Origin of the sequence: Bartonella sp. CL70QHWL (assembly GCF_042194855.1) — a bacterium.
In the GTDB taxonomy this organism is placed as follows: Bacteria; Pseudomonadota; Alphaproteobacteria; order Rhizobiales; family Rhizobiaceae; genus Bartonella.
The window spans coordinates 13,337-30,191 of the sequence record NZ_JBHINJ010000001.1 but is presented as its reverse complement, the minus strand read 5'-3'; the positions used below and the strand labels follow the sequence as shown (position 1 = coordinate 30,191).

Below are 16,855 nucleotides of genomic sequence, written 5' to 3'. Positions count from 1 at the left end.
ATAAAAGAGATGCTTTCTGCTTTGTTATTGTTTGGGCATAGATTTCATTATCAATAACCGTATAGGATAAGCTTATGGGAGATAGCTTTTCGATTCGAAATGAAATGGCTTTTGAAGCCACATTAAAAGCTTTAAGAAACCATGCCGCAAAGGATGGGGTCTATGATATTCGTCGGCATTTTGTAGAAGATGAACAGCGTTTTTCCCATTTTTCCCTCAGACTTGATGATCTTCTTTTCGATTTTTCAAAATGTGGTGTGACATTTAAAACATTGCAACTTCTAGATGATTTAGCGGTCGCAGCAGATGTGTTAGGCCGGCGTGATGCAATGTTTTCTGGTAAGGCGATTAATACAACTGAAAAACGCTCAGTTCTTCATATTGCATTACGTTTACCTGCTGATGAAATTTTCATGTTGGATGGTCATAATCTTATTCGCGATATTCAAGACGTCCTTGAAGATATGGAAAGATTTTCTGAAAAGGTGCGTGATGGAAGCTATAAGGGAAGCAGTGGCGAGAGAATAAGTGATATTGTCAATATTGGTATTGGTGGTTCTGATCTTGGTCCTGCAATGGTCACATACGCTTTAAAACCTTATCATGATGGTCCACAGTGTCATTTTGTTTCGAATGCTGACAGTGCCCATATTTCTGATACTCTCTCTATTTTGAATCCAGCAACAACGCTGTTTGTCATTGCTTCTAAAACTTTTACAACGGCTGAAACAATGGTAAATGCTCAAGTTGCACGTCAGTGGATTTGTTCACATTTAGGAGAAAAAGCCGTTTGTACGCATTTTGTTGCTGTTTCAAGTGCGCTTGATAAAGTGGCAGAATTTGGCATAGATTCCACAAGCGTTTTTAAATTTTGGAATTGGGTTGGAGGACGTTATTCAATTTGGTCAGCCATTGGACTTGTTGTTATGTTTGCAATAGGTGGTGGAAATTTTCGCAAATTTCTCAACGGTGCTTTGCAAATGGACCAACATTTTAAAACTATGCCTTTGCATAAAAATATTCCTATTCGTTTTGCTCTTTTAGGATTTTGGCATCGTGTTATTTGTGGTTATTCATCACGTTCGATCATTCCTTATGCACAGCGTTTAATACATTTTCCAGCTTATTTACAACAGCTTGATATGGAATCAAATGGTAAGCAAGTCTCGCTGGATGGAAAACCATTAAGTTTTTCAAGTGGTCCAATTGTTTGGGGGGATTCAGGAACAAATAGTCAACATGCTTTTTTTCAGCTTCTGCATCAAGGAACAGATATTATTCCTGTAGAATTTATTTTATTTATAAAAGGGCATGAGAAAAATTTACATTCTATGTATGAGATGTTGCTAGCAAACGGTTTAGCACAATCAAAAGCATTGATGAAGGGGCGTAGTATTGAAGATGCTCGGCATATCTTGATAAAAAATGGAGTTGGTGAGGGTGAGGCAGATCATTTAGCACTTCATAGAAGTTTTAAAGGAAACCGTCCCAGCATTACGTTGGTTCAAGATTTATTAACACCTTTTGCACTCGGTCGTCTTATTGCACTTTATGAACATCGTACTTTTGTTGAAGGGATTTTAATGAATATTAATTCATTTGATCAATGGGGGGTTGAACTTGGTAAAGAATTAGCAAACGAGTTACTACCAATTCTTCGTGGAGAAAGTAAAGCGGATAATCGCGATAGTTCAACATTAGGGTTGCTAGCACATATTCAAGCAAGACGTGCAAAATAAATATAATTTGACAGTAGGTTTTGCACTAACTAAGCAAAAGTAGAATGAGAGAGAAATATGAGATAATTCTTTAATTTTACTATGCGTTCTCTTATTATCTGAACTAGATTTATGTAACAGAAAATCAAAAAAGTGCAAAAATTGTAAAAAGGAGAATTTATTCGCAAAAACGATAAAGACCTTTGAGAGATCTTTGAAGACCCTTTGAGCCCCCCTTAAAATCCTTCGAAAAAAATAAAATTATACAAAACCCGCTGGCAAGCTACAACCGGCAAGCTACGATTGAAGACATTTTAATAATATCGTTTTATAAATTAATGGCGGAGAGAGAGGGATTTGAACCCCCGATAGAGTTGCCCCTATGCCGCATTTCGAGTGCGGTGCTTTCAACCACTCAGCCATCTCTCCATAATAAAGTGAAACAAAAATCGGCACTATTTGAGTGTATAAGGGGTAGATAACCTTCAATTGTTTTTGGTACAACCTTTTTTTCTTTTTTATGGGACTTTATTGACAGAGAATAGAAATTCCTTCATATATACAAAATATAAGCGTGGGGAAATCTGCGCATATTTGTGTTGAAGAAGGTTTTATCCTTCTTTGAGATTTATTGCGACTGATAAAAAGCAGCCTATTTTCCCTTATTTCAAGGCAGAAATTAAATAAGAGCTGGAGTGAACGGAAGGATAAAAAATGTTCGCAGTCATTAAAACTGGTGGTAAGCAATACCGCATTGTTGCTAATCAAGTGGTAAAAGTTGAAAAAGTTAGTGGAAATGCGGGTGATGTTGTTGAATTCAATGACATATTAATGGTTGGGCAAGAAGGTAATGCGGTTATTGGTACCCCTGTCGTTGCTGATGCATTGGTGACAGCTGAGATTTTAGAACAGGCACGTGGGCGCAAGGTTATCGCATTTAAGAAGCGCCGTCGTCAAAATTCTAAACGCACGCGTGGCCATCGTCAAGAATTTACGAGGCTTCGTGTTTTAGAAATTTTAATGGGTGGTTCAAAACCTAAAAAAGTTGCTGCAAAACCGATAAAAGAAGAAGCAACTACACCACAAGAAACAAAAGCTGCTGCTTCTGTTGAGAAGACGGCTAAAAAAACGGTTGAAAAAAAGACTGCGCCGCAGAAAAAAGCGTCTGTAGCATCAAAGAGTAAGAAAGATTAAAGGAGAGCGTCTATGGCACATAAAAAAGCTGGTGGTTCCTCGCGTAATGGTCGTGATTCAGAATCGAAACGTCTAGGCGTTAAAAAATTTGGTGGTGAAACCGTTATTGCCGGAAATATTATTATTCGCCAGCGTGGTACACGTTGGCATCCTGGTAACAATGTTGGTATTGGAAAAGATCACACGCTTTTTGCATTATCAAATGGAAAGGTTTCTTTTCAACGCAAAGCGGGTAATCGTTCCTATGTTTCAGTCATTCCTATGCTGGAGGCAGCAGAGTAATCTGTAACACTCTCTAGCAATCAACAGGATTTCATTGAATTATAGTTGTGGTTTTATAAGTATTAAAAGGGAAAGATAGAGTCTTATCTTTCCCTTTTTGCGTTGGTACTATAATAAATGTAGAAGATATACGAAAAAGGTAGAATTGAGGAAATGGCTTTTCTCAATGAGGGAAAAAGTTTGTGCGATGTTATGTTAGTATTTAGTACTGAACATATTGATATTATGATAGAATTTGTTGATAAATTTCTGTATAATAATAGTGAGAGAGACTTTCTTTTTATGCATGAAGAAGTGTCGAGTGATTTCTTATAAGAGAAGCAGTTTGTTTTCAGAAAATTATGAGAAATTTAATGAGAGCATTCTTTATGTAATCATTTTGATAAAGATGGGTCTTTTTATCGGCATTGTGGTATTGATGAGTTGTCATACTGTTTTTAGGTGGTAGTGTGGATAGGTGTGGCTATTCATTTAAAAAGACATAGGGATAAAAAATCCATAAGAAGGCAGCCAAAACTACTTTGAAAGTGACGTGCATTAAGGAATTTTCGGTAAATCAAGAGTGAAATTATATTTTTAAGGAGGACGGTGTTTAAAGATATAAAAATAACCAACGTGCAATCAGCGCCCTTCAAGAATATTTTTTCTGATTTCACTATTATTGTTTATTGTTGAAAGTAAATAAGCATAAGAGCTAGGGTTAAGGCAATCATTGCGTTTCATTTTTTACTTTATTTATCTTATTTGTAGAGTTTTTCTTTATTTTAGTAATTGATGATGGTGCTTGGGGGGATGTTCGTACTTTGCAAATGTGCGACAGAGGGTATTGTGTATTTGCGATATTGATTGAAGTAAAGGTGTAGCTTAAAATATATAAATATTATATATCGAGGGTTTGATATCATAAGATGGGCAGCACGGAATTTTAAAGATGATAAGTTGCATGGAGCAATTTGTAATTATGTAATGAATTTATAAAGAGGGATAATAGGTTAAATAAACTTTGAGGAATCAATCAAAATATTAGCTGAAGTTACGGATGATTGGGAAGGATGCTTTCTTGTAGGAAAAATAATGAAAAGTTATGTTGAATAACTTAGGATAATGAGAGCGTTTCGAAAACATAGTTTTTCAGGTGATTGGTTCTGTAGAAAATGGGGTTTTGTCTTTGTAAAGTAAAAGAGTAAGAGGCAGATTTGCTTATAATGGTTTTAAGCACTTCGCTAGATAATAATATCCAATTGTTTTATCGGTTATATTGAGGTATTTAAGCACCTCACTTAGCTATATTCCGTAAAATATAAAGAGAGCTGTGGTGGTATTTATAGCTTGTATTTTGGGAAATGCAGCTTTGAAAAGGAATGTGTCAGAGATATTGGTGTTCAAATGTGAGGCAATTTGAATTCATGATGAGATATGAGAAAGCAGAAGCAATGAATGTAGATTTTGCTGATGGTGAAATCTTGTCTATAAGATCTGTACAACTTGCAGCTGCTTTTGATCATAAAAATGATGCAATTTATGCTGCTGCTGAATTGCTTGTGCAGGTTGGTGCAGTTGATAAGTGTTATCTGGCAAGCATGCTTGCACGTGAAGAAACAACCAATACTTGGCTTGGAAATGGTATAGCCATTCCTCATGGTATGGCTGAAAATCGTGATTTAATTATCAAGGATGCTGTTGCTGTTATACAGGTTCCTGCTGGTGTTGAGTGGCAGGATGGCAAGAAAGCATATTTGGTTATTGCCATTGCAGCGTGTCCAGATCGCTATAGAGAAATTTGTAAAAAATTGACGTCTCTTTTATTTGATAAAAAACAGCTTGAAGTACTTGCAACAACTATGGACAAACAGCAAATTGTTACAACTTTGTTTGACCAAAATATGAAGATAGAAAAAACTTTTATTGGTGACCTTTCTGTGTGTCAGGAATGGACTTTGGATTATCCAAGTGGTCTTCATGCACGACCAGCTTCTCTTTGGGTTGATTTTGCGAAAAAGGCTCAAAGTTCCATCAGAGTTCGCCATGGTCAATATACCGTTGAAATGAAAAATTTGGTTGGTTTATTGCAATTAGGAGCAAAAAACGGTGATGTTCTGATTTTTTCTACAGATGCTTCAGAAGGAGCACAACTTCTCAATGATGCCATTGCTATTGCAAAAAAAGTGAGTATTAGTGAAAAATGCCTGATGAGAGCAATGGAATCTCAAACAAAGGCTTTTCATGGTTGGTATCCACGCTCTATGCAAAAAGGCATTTCTGGTGTTGGAGCGAGTTCAGGATTAGCATTTGGTAAGATTTTTGTTTTAAGGCAAAATGATATTTCCATAATAGACCAGCCAATTGATTTTGCAGCTGGTGCAGCATGTCTTGAAAATGCTCTTACAAAAACAAAACATAAAATGGCATCTGTAATTTCTGATATTACAGTGCGTATGGGAGCAGATTCTGCTGCAATTTTTTCTGCGCAAATGGTTTTGCTTGACGATGAAAATTTAATAGCTCAAGCTTGTCGTTTTATAGCGGAAGGTCATGGTGTCGCTTGGTCTTGGGATAGAGCGGTTCGTCAATTTTCAGATATGTTTTTTAAGGTAGATAATCCTTTGTTAGCAGCACGTGCTGTTAATTTAGTTGATGTTGGTCGACGTGTTTTAGGTGAAATCAATCCATCCTATAGATCGTTCTTTTTAAATGATATTCCACATGGTGTAATTCTGGTTACAAATGACCTTTCTCCTTCTGATGTAGCACAACTTGATTGTACAAGGGTAAAAGGATTAGCAACAGCATGGGGAGGTCCATTATCTCATACAGCTATTTTGGCGCGTACTCTTGGTATTCCAATGGTTGTTGCTACAGGTGATGATATTTTAGCGATTCAGTCTGATATTCAGGCTATTATTGATGGCGATAACGGGTTTATTTACCTTGATCCTACGCTTGAAGACGTTAAAGATGCTCAAAGGCATATTGATACTGTTGTGCAAAAACGTGTCAGTGAAATAAGTGCGTGTAGATTACCAGCGCAAACGATAGATGGTCAAAGAATTCGTATCATGGCCAATGTCAACTACGCAAATCAGGTTCCTGTTGCGCTTGATTTGGGGGCTGAAGGTGTTGGACTCATGCGCACGGAATTTTTGTTTTTAGAGAATCCACATATTCCGGATGAAGAGCTACAATTTAATATATATCGGACGATGATTACAGCTGTAGGAGATAAGCCATTAATTATTCGTGCACTTGATATTGGTGGGGATAAACAGGTTACGCATTTACATTTATCTAAAGAGGACAATCCTTTTTTAGGTGTTCGAGGAACGCGGCTTTTGTTACGTCGACGTGATCTTTTGGTGCCTCAATTACGTGCTTTATATCGAGCAGCAAAAGAGGGCGGAGATCTATGGATTGTGTTTCCGATGGTCATGTCTGTTTCAGAGATTGTCGCTATAAAAAAGATTGCAGAGGAAATCCGCAACGATATTGATGCACCAAAATTAAAACTTGGTATTATGATCGAAGTTCCAGCAGCGGCCATTATGGCAGATGTATTGAGCGCCCATGTTGATTTTTTTTCAATTGGAACCAATGACCTAACACAGTATACAATGGCTGTTGATCGGCAAAATCCGTACCTTGTGTCTGAAGCTGATAGCCTTGATCCAGCAGTTTTGCGTATGATTTATCAGACTATTCAGGGAGCTGCACAACATAAGTGTTGGGTTAGTGTATGTGGTGGTATGGCTGGAGATCCTTTTGGTGCAATGATTTTGACTGGATTGGGAATTAATGAGCTTTCTATGATATCTTGCGATATTTCTCCAGTAAAGGCGTGTTTACAGACTCATAGTTTTGAAGATATGAAAATTTTAGCACAAAAAGCATTACAATGTGAAACTGCACGAGCTGTACGTGCTCTAAGCAAGGATATAAGGTGATAGAGAACATTAAGGGGAAAAAACGAGCTCATTTTTCAGACTAATCAGATCTTTAGTGTTGTAAAACATTATCCTTTAGGACAATTATAAGCAGCATATTAATTTGTAATGGTAATTTATCGTGTTACATAATGAGAGCCTTAAATATTGTAGGGTTTTCTCGTTTTAAATTTCTCTATATTAAATTAATAAAAATTATTCTTTTATACATTACAAAGAGGAGTAATGTATGGATAAAAACACTCTAAGAAAGAATAAATGCCTTTTATGCATTCTCTCAAATCGCAATGGATGTTGTAATATTAGGTGATAAATAGCGTGATGGTACTTGGCTTTTACTTTTTATTTAAGGAAAGATGATGCTATCCAATAGATTTTATACCATTCATAGACACCGTATGAGGTAGATGTGACAAGCTTTAAGAGATGTTTTTTAACAAACGTGTGGATGAGAAAGAAAATAGTATTTTTAGAGTATTCTGTTTTGTTATGAGACCATATCCCACTTAAAGAATGCGATAATCAAAAGTATGAAGTAATACGTAATCTCTTTTAAATAATAGAGATTACTTTAGATATTTTGAAAACTGTAAAGCTGAATTTAAAAGTATATGGTAAAAATGAAAACAGGTTTGCATTTTTATGATTTTGTATTTGACCAAAATGACTATTTTTTCATTTCAGAAAATAAGATATATTCATACATATTAAATTAAAAATGCAAAGGTTTTTTTGTCTGAATTTTATTTTCTTTAGTATCAACTAAATATAGAAGTGTGAAATTGAATAGAGAATTTAGAGTAGGGCTTATTCTGTAATCCTATGAAAGAGAAAACTGACACCATCACACTATTTTACAGCCCTCAATGTTGCAAGAATTCGTGCTATTTGAAAAAATACATAAGAGGCACTTATCCTCTCTTAAAATGTTCTTCTCCCACATACCATCCCCGCTTATGACGTATAAACGATAATTTATTATTATAAATCAATATTTATATATTATCTGAAACATAAAAGTGATTAGCAGGTAGATCTCATTTCAAGAGAGAGTTGTTTGTAATCAAAGTTACAGTGATTAAGTATTTTCATCCTTGGAGGCAAGAAGAAGGTTGAAAACGATTTTTATTGAAATGAAATTTATTATCTGAATAAACAATTTTAATATTATATACATATAAGAAGTTCATATCGTTATTATTCTATTTATTATTAGGGTAATCAATGGTGTTAAGTGAGAGATATTAATTATTTGGTTATGCAAAACCATGGACTGTATGCCAATTTTAAGAGAAGTATTTTTTTGTGAAGCAGAAAGTGCGTAAATGAGTATGAAAATTTATAACTGGTGACAATCTTTTTATTCCCATTATTGTATTCTACAAACCTATCCACGAAAAAAGTTTTTTCTTAAAAAGAAGGGATGTGCTTGTTATTCAACAGATATAAGCTCTTACTTTAATAAATGAATTTATTTTTTGGGTTTTGAATGTATAGTTTAGACTTGCACGTTATTTCTTTCTGGGTATAGTGCAAACTTCTGGAGAGGTGGCCGAGTGGTTGAAGGCGCACGCCTGGAACGCGTGTATATGGGAAACCATATCGAGGGTTCGAATCCCTCTCTCTCCGCCATTAATTTAAAACGAACTTTCATATGCTTGATATGACATAGTTTAAAAAGCTCAGCATTTGCAGGATTTTTTGCTGTTGCAATTGACCAGTTCGCGCCAATCTATACCTGTCATTATGTACACCTGGAAATTGCTGTTGAATTTCCATGAATTTTACACTTTTTAAGCTCCTCTCCTCTCGATCTTGAGATAACCTGATCTAGCATAAACGATCTCTTCAAATATCATTAAAGGATTTTTGCCATTATCACTAACTTCTGGTAGAGCTTTTAGAATTAATGGTGATCATAGTGCTATTTGCAATTTCGTTGCTTAACGGGCTAAATGCGTTTTATCCACATGAGAGGTAACAAACACCTCAGCTTTTCTCACGCAATGTGCTTATTTAAAATTAATGTCATGAATATTTGTACAACATTTTTATCTATACGATAATCAAAAAAAGGCTGACGTAATATAATAATTGAATATCATTCATGCGGCGCTTTCTTTTATCTTTAAGCTTTGTATGTAAATAGATAGTCCGTGCAAAATAAATAAAGGGGCGCAAAAGCCTATAAATACACATAGGACGTATAATATAGAAAATGAAAAAAATTTTCCTGCATATAAAAGCACAATAGAGAATAAAGCTGTTATGATGCGTACACTGGCATCGCCTGCCAAAATCACCTCGGCTAAATTTTCATTAGGTGTGATAGCTTGTCCAATTGTTATTCCCGATATCCTAAAATAAAATTGCCCAATACCTAATAAAAACCCCATAATATAAAGGGAATATTGAGTAAAATTTAAATATAAAACAAAAGAGATTGCGATCACGGCAAAAGCCGGTGCCCCCCATACAAAAAAACGAATTAAAGATGGAAATTTCTGTAAATAATAAGATGAGATAAGACCATTGATCACAAAACCCAGTGCTGACAAAGCAAAAATAGAATTTTGAATAGCTGTAAATTTTATATTATCTGATGTTATAGAAGCAAGCACAAGTGGCAATAAAACAATAGGCCCCGTATAGAGAGAATTATTCAAAATACGATTAATCGTTAAAAAACGCAACGCAGAAATCCGCCAAAGGCACCTGAACCCAACTCCATAAGCTTTTTGAGATGGCTTTTTTAATAGCTCTTTTGCTCTGTTTAGTTGTTGTATAGACTTTATACGAAACCATAAGCAGGCATTCAAAAGATAGATAAATACAATAAAGGCTATGGCTATTTTGTGCCCCAAATGCGCAATTATAAAATATATAAGCAATGGGGATATAATAACAAAAAACTGACAGCAACTAGTGTAAAATGCAAAAATTCCAGCTTTTTGTTTGGGAGCTGGAACCAGCTGATTCAAGACACTATTGTTATTTGGGTTATCAGCCCCCATCAAGAGAGCAAGTAAAAAAAATACAAATAAAATAAGTACCGGATTGTTCATAAATAATAAGAACGACGATAAACAAGCGCAAATAATTTGACTATAAAAACCAATTATAAAGCCTTGATAGTGCGCCAACACATTCCCCAAACATAAGCCTGCAATTCCAATTGCGATTAAATTAACGACATTTAAAGCAGCAGATGCTTCTCCAGTTGTATCTTGGAATTGTAACAAAGAAAGGCCGATAGATAATACACCACTAGCACAAAAACTCGTCAAACAACCAATTACAATCATAAGAAAAACAGAATTACGCAATAGCCCCCCCTCTCTTAAATAGAGACTCAAGCCATTTTATGATTTTCTCCATTGTTGAATATGGTTCGGTACTAAATTCCAGTTTTTCATAAAAGCTTAGTTCAAATGCGTTATAGGCACTTATTTTTTGAAAGTCATCTGTCAGCATGAATTCTATACTTGGCAACGTTGTACCCATAGATTGAGACAAATAATAGGAAATTACTTTCCAATACATATAGGTATGCTCTCTTGCCAAATAATTTTCCAAGGCATATTTCAAGTGACAACCACTTAAAAGATATTTCGGACAATGGTGCAACGGATAATAAATACAAATAGCACCGGTTTCATGTCTGGGACAAGAAGAAATATTAATATTTTTATCATTTCATAATATTATAAAAACGCTCAGTGAGCAGATCTTCCAAATTTAGTCTAGTCACAACAAGATTGGTTGCTAATTTTTGAGCAACATGAGACCAAGCCAATCTTACTACTAAAGTTCCAATAACCTTTAAGTCAGATTCTGGATAAGCTTTTTTAAAATTCCCCACCCATATGTTTCTATGACATATAATAATTGGCTATCTCGTCTGAATGAACAAGATGTAATTCTAAACCAATATTATCACAAAGTTTTGAGCCCTTGAATTCCCCGTATCTTAATCTGGTATGCCTAAATCATCATAGCAACTAAAGAGTTTTTAAGTATTCCAACTTTTATTAAACTTTATAACAATGTATTGGAATCTCCCCTTCATTCACTTTAACAATTATTTTCTCACCACTACAAGAACAAAAAATTATCTTTGAATTTGCTTACTTTTAGAAAAAAAATGAGCAACACTCTTTCTTAACTAAAAGAAACACGCTCTCTACCTTTTTCTTTATGATTATCAAAAAACTATCCCGTTATAATTTAACCATCCATTATTAGGAGAATATTCTGCGTTTAGCCTAATAAACTGTTATAATCAATGTTTCTCTCTGTTCTAAAAATCAGCGTTTTTTCTCCTAGAGATACTCGTAATTGCTGTACAATCTTTCCCCAAAAGGCACCCCTAAACATTGCTATTAACACGATCATCCTGAGAAGTTTTATACATACACACTGCATTCTATGTATTTTTTGGAAAATCCCTTTGAATCTCTATCGAGCCTTGTTTTGGCAGTATCATTTTTAATATATCATAAATATTTTTATTTAATTTAATTTTAGAAAACTTAGTCATTATCGTGTTTCATTAGATGATATGAGCAAGGTAGGGATTCAATAGTGTTGTCTTGCAGAAAATATTGCGTCCATTCTCTATTTTGGAGTTTGCTATATTTTCTTAAAAAAGGAGATTTTGTGATAATATCAAAAGGTTCAGGCCTTTTTCCTACAACGAGAATACATTTTGTTCTGTATCGAGCAGATCAGAAAAAACCCACCTAGGCTGGAAAGTTAACATAAATATAGAACTTACTTAATTCTGTTTATATGGGATGGGGTATTGCAAGCTATAAACGTAGGTTCGCCATGAAAGCAGAACTCTCATAGATGATTGTACATATTTTTTTTGTATATGCTTAGGTCACTCTCGGTTGTCAAAAGCTCGCAAATTTTTAAGTGTAGACCAGAATTTTTCTCTATAAAATTCGATACTTTTTATGGGGGCAGGCTCCTCGAATGCAACAAAAGATGTGTTCTTTCCAAAACTTTTATAATTATCGCAATAAGTTATCAGGTCTTCCATTATATTTTTTGAAGTCAGCTTGTTGTAGAACCCAAATCTAAGCATATTTTTTGAGTATCCATTTACACTGAATAGGCAGAAAAGGCCTAATTGTGTTATTCATGGTTGCATTGAATTCTTTAAAAATGACTTGCTCCCATTTTTAATATTTGTCTATATTTTCAATTATTTGCGCTTCTGAATCCATTTTTTCTTCCCAATTGCTATATTTTATAAGAAATTGCTACGAATGATCCTCTCCAAAGCTGATAATTCATCATCACTGTGTCCACAAATTGCTATAATAGCTGGGCAGGTATTTAAATCGATGGTTAGGGGGAGGGGCTCGTTTTCTTTAAAAAAGAGCGTAAAATGAACCACATTTTCCCAAGAATGAAGCTTTTGCCGCCATACGTTAACATCTTTTATAATATGACCGTCGATCTCGTTGATAAGGAAGATAATACGCCCTTTTTTCTTAAAGCGACTTGGGGTTTGCGAAAACACGCCTGCAATAAGGTTAACGGAGCTTTCAAGTAAACCATCTTCATAGCAATGCGCGAACAAGGTGGGTGCAATTCCTCCGTGGAGGCGGGCTCCTACTTCGATCATCACTGGACCACGAGCTGTTTGCATGATTTCCATATGCGCAGGTCCATATTCAATCCCCAGTGCGCGAATGCATTGTTTTGCATAAGAGATAAGAGGGGCATAAGAGGGATCTTGAGCATCAAGCACATCAAGCGATTCATAAACAAAAGCACTTCCATTATGAATACCTTTTTTATACCGCGATAAAGCACATACCTTTATAGCCTCTCCATTTACAACGGCGTCGACGATGTATTCCTCTCCCTCCAATCTTTCTTGGAGCAAATAGGCCTCGTTAGGTGCGCCAAAAATATTTTTTTTCTTCCAGTCGATTTCAGAGGTCCACGTTACTACTTCCTCAAGATTAGAGAAAAACAAAACACCATCACTCCCTGCAGAATCATTTGGCTTTACCACATAGCCGCTGTGGCTTTCAAAACCATCGAGAGTACAATCGTTTTTTGTAAGAATCTTTGATCGGATGTAAGATAAACCATTTTCACAAAGGCGTTTTTGCATCGCTGCTTTTTTCCGTCGCCAATCGGTAGTCAAGGGGTTATTCCCAAGACAACCATAATAAGCCGCCAATTGCTCTGCACAATAGATACCTCTTTCGGCACCCGCTATTACAGCCTCTATCGTGCCAATAGGAAAGCGTTTCTTTATCTCATCTACACTATGAAGCTTCGCTTCTGCCATGCCCTTTCCCTGATAAGAAAGCATAAAGTGTGAAAAAGGAGCTGCTTGAGAGACAACACCATAACAAGCATAGCCTAATTTTTGCAAAGCAGGGCCATAGAGGGCACCCGTGGAGAAAGGGTCGACAATAAGAATAGGTTTTCTCATACTTTGTTCCGCTGTGATAAAAGGAAAAGAACATAAATAAAGATTATTAGCCCTATAAGGGGCAGAAGATAAACAGCTGCTTGAGGACCCATAAGGGCAGAGCTTGTAAGAAGACCAAGAATGACATAACCTGCCGATTGGGAGAGGGTATAAAGCATACCGCTATAGCTTCCCACCAGCTCTGCTTGAGCCTCTGTTTTGGTTGCTTCAATCGTATGTTTGCGGGCATTAATTCGCATGGTATTCATTGAAAAGCCAATAAAAAAGCAAAAGACCACAGCCAAATAGGGCGATTGTGTTGTGCTAAAAATAAGATCAGCCATGCTCAACATAAGGGCTGGGAGAATAAATTCAAAACGAGGGATTTTGATAAAAGCAGCCAAAAAAGCGCCCACGCCCGCAACCGCACTGCAAAGCCCATAATATTCAGAACCAAAATTTTTCACACTCTGAAAAAGAATAGTTGCCAGCGTATTATAAGCGCAAATATGAAAGCCAATAAGTCCTATGCAGACGCATAAAAGTTTAAGTTCACGGGAGAGCTCATCCGCTTGCGGTGTAGGCGCTGGCTTCTTACCAGTTTCAAGTGTTGTGGTATCTGTGGCGTTATATTCATCGCAAAAGATAATATATCCGGCTATAAGGCTTATAATGATGTCAAACACACAAAGTGTCACAATCAAACCATTATAACCGATTTCAGCTGCTGCCCCTCGAGGGCTGGTCGCTTCTAAGAGATAACCACTCAGTGCTGCTCCCAAAAATGCGCCAATTTGCACCACTGTTTGCATAATGCGGGAAGCCTTTTGGGCGCTAATATAACCACTAAGTGCTAGTTTAGTATTATAAGTCTCGAGAGTGCTTAAGGTAATCAAAGAGAGATAGCCGATAGAGATAGAGACAGCGATAAAACCAAAGGGGGAATCAGCGTAATGGAAAAGTGCAATCAATAAAAGAAGGCTATAGATAATGATTCGCCTTTTGTATAAATCGACCAACCGCAGTGAGGCTTTAATGTGCACAAGACCGCTTTTTTTCAAAAGATAGGGCATAAGGGTGCCCAAAGCCATGGTTACGCCTAGGAAAACCGATGAGGATGTTATGCGATAAGCATTCCAAAGATTACTTAAAAATAAGACCATATCAGAAAGATACAGCAGGACAACAAGCCCATAAAACCGAAACATCAGTTGTTTGTGCACATTATCCCCCCCATTTCAGAATCTCTTAAAAACACACAGTATTATAAATCAGCACACATGTTTACAAATAATAAATACACACACACATATTACTGGGCATGTCAAGTTTTTTGGTAGGGAACATTTGAACGCTGATGTTTATGGTAGTGATAGCTTATTATTCAGGAGAATGAATAGCGATAGAGGCTGGTATTTTTACTGCGTCTGTTGCGGGAGGCTTGCCAATAAGGGGAAAGCCAGATAACGAATATAACTATGTCCTAGAGATATATTTTGCGCTTTCAAGTTGATTTTATTTATACTCAAGGTTGAGGTTTTTCTATTGACCGTTGTTAGATGTTGTTGTGACAATAAACTTCGTTATCTATCAGAAACATTTATGGCATTAGCGCTAAGGTATTGTATTAAAGCCTTTACATAGTAGTCTGTCTGATAGAGAGGTATTATTGGTTCAGTTTTAGGAGGCTTTATTACGGCTGATTTGGGCGTCGTCGTTGTTTGAGGTCTTATTATAATATTCTTAATTTCAGTTTATGAATATACCGAAAAATATAGTGAAACATTTGATTTAAACGCTTTTGCAAGACATATTTCAATATCTCAGCGATGTTTTCCAAGAATTGCTCTGCTGCTTTTTGACGGGATCGGATATCAAATGCTTATAGCGAGGGCAGTGGTTTGAGAAAAGATAGAGTTGATTTCATTAGCTTCCTATGGAGCGCAATCTAGTAGCAGCTCTTAAGGGACAATAATATACTGAGATCGAACTCATTTCTATACACTTACACGACGCTATAGGAGTAATCCTCAGAAACTCTACTAGAATTCGTCAAAAAATGGCAGGTTATGGAGTGTGAACAAAAAAATATATTTTTTACAAATACTTAATCTCATTTTAAGTTGTCTAAAATATAACCTTATCTTAAAACTAAGTCTATATACTACCATTTATCATAAAGTTATACAAAATGCGGGAGTATTGTGTTTTTCTGTTTAGAGACGAGTTAAAAAACACCTTATTAAACATTAAGAGATTTCAGACATAAAACAATTTAACTTATGGAAAGTATATAGACAAAATGTATATTGATAAAAAAGTTTATAATTCCATGTGGTCTCCAAAGAAATTTTCTGGTTCTTTTATTGTCTTATGTGGATTTGATGGGAGTGGTAAGACAACACAAACAAAAGAAATCGCTCACCATTACTCAATAGAAAAACATATAATACAAACTTTTCAACCCAGTTATTAGTATAGAAATAATCCAGAAATTAGAGATTACTTAGATAATGGAAAAGCAATTGATCCGTTGCTTTTAGCACTCTTATCAGCGACAGATAGACGCAAACATACGCTTGAAATTATTGAACCTTACTTCACGTCATCGCAAAATTTATTAATTAGCATCGATATGTTTATTCTAGTCTTGCTTATTTTTATGCTCGAGAGCTTTCTGTTGAAAGTGTAGTTAAATTAAATCAATCTATTCCAAGACCTCATATTACATTTTATCTTCATTTACCGCCCACTACTATACTAGAGCGGTTGCAGAAAAGGGATGGTTTAAACTTAAAATACGAAGAAAAACTCTCTTTTATTGAAAAAGTTTACAAAGTATACAAAGTTTTATCAGAAATAGATGAGCGGTTTATAACAATTGATGGAACTGCTTCTGTTTCTTTAATTCATCATCAAATACGACATCATATAGATGAAGTTTGTTTTTGATTATGAATAAAATCATTTATTAATCAATTTATCCACGATAGATCCTCCTTTATGTATTCGTACTCTAAATCTGAAACTTTAGAGATATGATTGCAATAATTTAACTGCTCAGGAAAAATATCACGTTATATATTTTAATTAGAAAACTAACTGTAATGAGCTTGTTTTAAAAGATTTAGAGAAGGGGAGTAGAAAAGTTAGCAATATTTATTGTGAGGATAATAGTATGTTTATTCTTTTAGAGACGAAGTGTGGTGATAGAAGAACGACATGGAGGAATATACTCGAGCATATTTTAGTGCACGGAATAATAAGGACAATAATGTGAG

At 35.5% G+C, this 16,855-nt stretch carries 9 protein-coding genes, 2 tRNA genes and 1 pseudogene; 6 read left to right on the top strand and 6 right to left on the bottom strand.

Annotation, left to right across the window (positions count from 1 at the left end):
- Positions 1-74 precede the first annotated feature (74 nt).
- The gene (pgi, locus tag ACFIJZ_RS00095) at positions 75-1,739 is read left to right on the top strand and encodes a glucose-6-phosphate isomerase (protein WP_273790288.1); all 1,665 of its coding nucleotides are present in this window, start codon (positions 75-77) and stop codon (positions 1,737-1,739) included.
- Between the two features lie 318 nt (positions 1,740-2,057).
- Here pgi and ACFIJZ_RS00090 read toward each other — a convergent pair.
- A tRNA-Ser gene (locus ACFIJZ_RS00090) sits at positions 2,058-2,147 on the bottom strand.
- Between the two features lie 285 nt (positions 2,148-2,432).
- Between ACFIJZ_RS00090 and rplU the strand changes: the two genes are divergently transcribed.
- The 4 genes from rplU (at position 2,433) to ACFIJZ_RS00070 (ending at position 8,764) form a co-directional block, all read left to right on the top strand.
- Positions 2,433-2,912 (top strand): 50S ribosomal protein L21, encoded by a 480-nt coding sequence (rplU, locus tag ACFIJZ_RS00085; protein WP_273790289.1) that lies wholly within the window; start codon positions 2,433-2,435, stop codon positions 2,910-2,912.
- Between the two features lie 12 nt (positions 2,913-2,924).
- The gene (gene rpmA, locus ACFIJZ_RS00080) at positions 2,925-3,194 is read left to right on the top strand and encodes a 50S ribosomal protein L27 (RefSeq protein WP_100130483.1); all 270 of its coding nucleotides are present in this window, start codon (positions 2,925-2,927) and stop codon (positions 3,192-3,194) included.
- A gap of 1,406 nt (positions 3,195-4,600) precedes the next feature.
- Positions 4,601-7,132 carry a phosphoenolpyruvate--protein phosphotransferase gene (gene ptsP / locus ACFIJZ_RS00075; protein WP_375630487.1) on the top strand — a complete coding sequence of 844 codons (2,532 nt, stop codon included), beginning with the start codon at positions 4,601-4,603 and terminating at the stop codon, positions 7,130-7,132.
- 1,542 nt (positions 7,133-8,674) lie between these two features.
- A tRNA-Ser gene (locus tag ACFIJZ_RS00070) sits at positions 8,675-8,764 on the top strand.
- Between the two features lie 473 nt (positions 8,765-9,237).
- On the opposite strand, the gene ACFIJZ_RS00065 is transcribed toward ACFIJZ_RS00070, so the two are convergent.
- The 5 genes from ACFIJZ_RS00065 to ACFIJZ_RS00045 form a co-directional block, all read right to left on the bottom strand.
- Positions 9,238-10,458, bottom strand: coding sequence for an MFS transporter (locus ACFIJZ_RS00065; RefSeq protein WP_375630485.1), 1,221 nt, complete (start codon positions 10,456-10,458; stop codon positions 9,238-9,240).
- The gene (locus ACFIJZ_RS00060) at positions 10,451-10,720 is read right to left on the bottom strand and encodes a hypothetical protein (protein WP_375630483.1); all 270 of its coding nucleotides are present in this window, start codon (positions 10,718-10,720) and stop codon (positions 10,451-10,453) included. The genes ACFIJZ_RS00065 and ACFIJZ_RS00060 overlap by 8 nt, the downstream gene beginning before the upstream one ends.
- A 1,297-nt stretch (positions 10,721-12,017) precedes the next feature.
- Entirely contained in the window at positions 12,018-12,224 is a 207-nt protein-coding gene (locus tag ACFIJZ_RS00055; protein ID WP_375630481.1) for a YqcI/YcgG family protein, read from the bottom strand.
- A 165-nt stretch (positions 12,225-12,389) separates the two neighbouring features.
- Positions 12,390-13,595, bottom strand: coding sequence for an ATP-grasp domain-containing protein (locus tag ACFIJZ_RS00050; RefSeq protein WP_375630480.1), 1,206 nt, complete (start codon positions 13,593-13,595; stop codon positions 12,390-12,392).
- Entirely contained in the window at positions 13,592-14,782 is a 1,191-nt protein-coding gene (locus ACFIJZ_RS00045) for a hypothetical protein (RefSeq protein WP_375630723.1), read from the bottom strand. Before ACFIJZ_RS00045 ends, ACFIJZ_RS00050 begins: the two co-directional genes overlap by 4 nt.
- A 1,435-nt stretch (positions 14,783-16,217) precedes the next feature.
- Between ACFIJZ_RS00045 and ACFIJZ_RS00040 the strand changes: the two are divergent.
- Positions 16,218-16,526: pseudogene (locus tag ACFIJZ_RS00040) on the top strand (dTMP kinase); the annotation flags it as partial.
- Positions 16,527-16,855: the final 329 nt, after the last annotated feature.

What these genes read in the sequence shown, in the direction of transcription:
- pgi (WP_273790288.1), top strand. Translation starts at nt 75, where the DNA reads ATGGGAGATAGCTTTTCGATTCGAAATGAAATGGCTTTTGAAGCCACA.
- rplU (WP_273790289.1), top strand. Translation starts at nt 2,433, where the DNA reads ATGTTCGCAGTCATTAAAACTGGTGGTAAGCAATACCGCATTGTTGCT.
- rpmA (WP_100130483.1), top strand. Translation starts at nt 2,925, where the DNA reads ATGGCACATAAAAAAGCTGGTGGTTCCTCGCGTAATGGTCGTGATTCA.
- ptsP (WP_375630487.1), top strand. Translation starts at nt 4,601, where the DNA reads ATGATGAGATATGAGAAAGCAGAAGCAATGAATGTAGATTTTGCTGAT.
- ACFIJZ_RS00055 (WP_375630481.1), bottom strand. Translation starts at nt 12,224, where the DNA reads ATGCTTAGATTTGGGTTCTACAACAAGCTGACTTCAAAAAATATAATG.
- ACFIJZ_RS00050 (WP_375630480.1), bottom strand. Translation starts at nt 13,595, where the DNA reads ATGAGAAAACCTATTCTTATTGTCGACCCTTTCTCCACGGGTGCCCTC.
- ACFIJZ_RS00045 (WP_375630723.1), bottom strand. Translation starts at nt 14,782, where the DNA reads ATGTTTCGGTTTTATGGGCTTGTTGTCCTGCTGTATCTTTCTGATATG.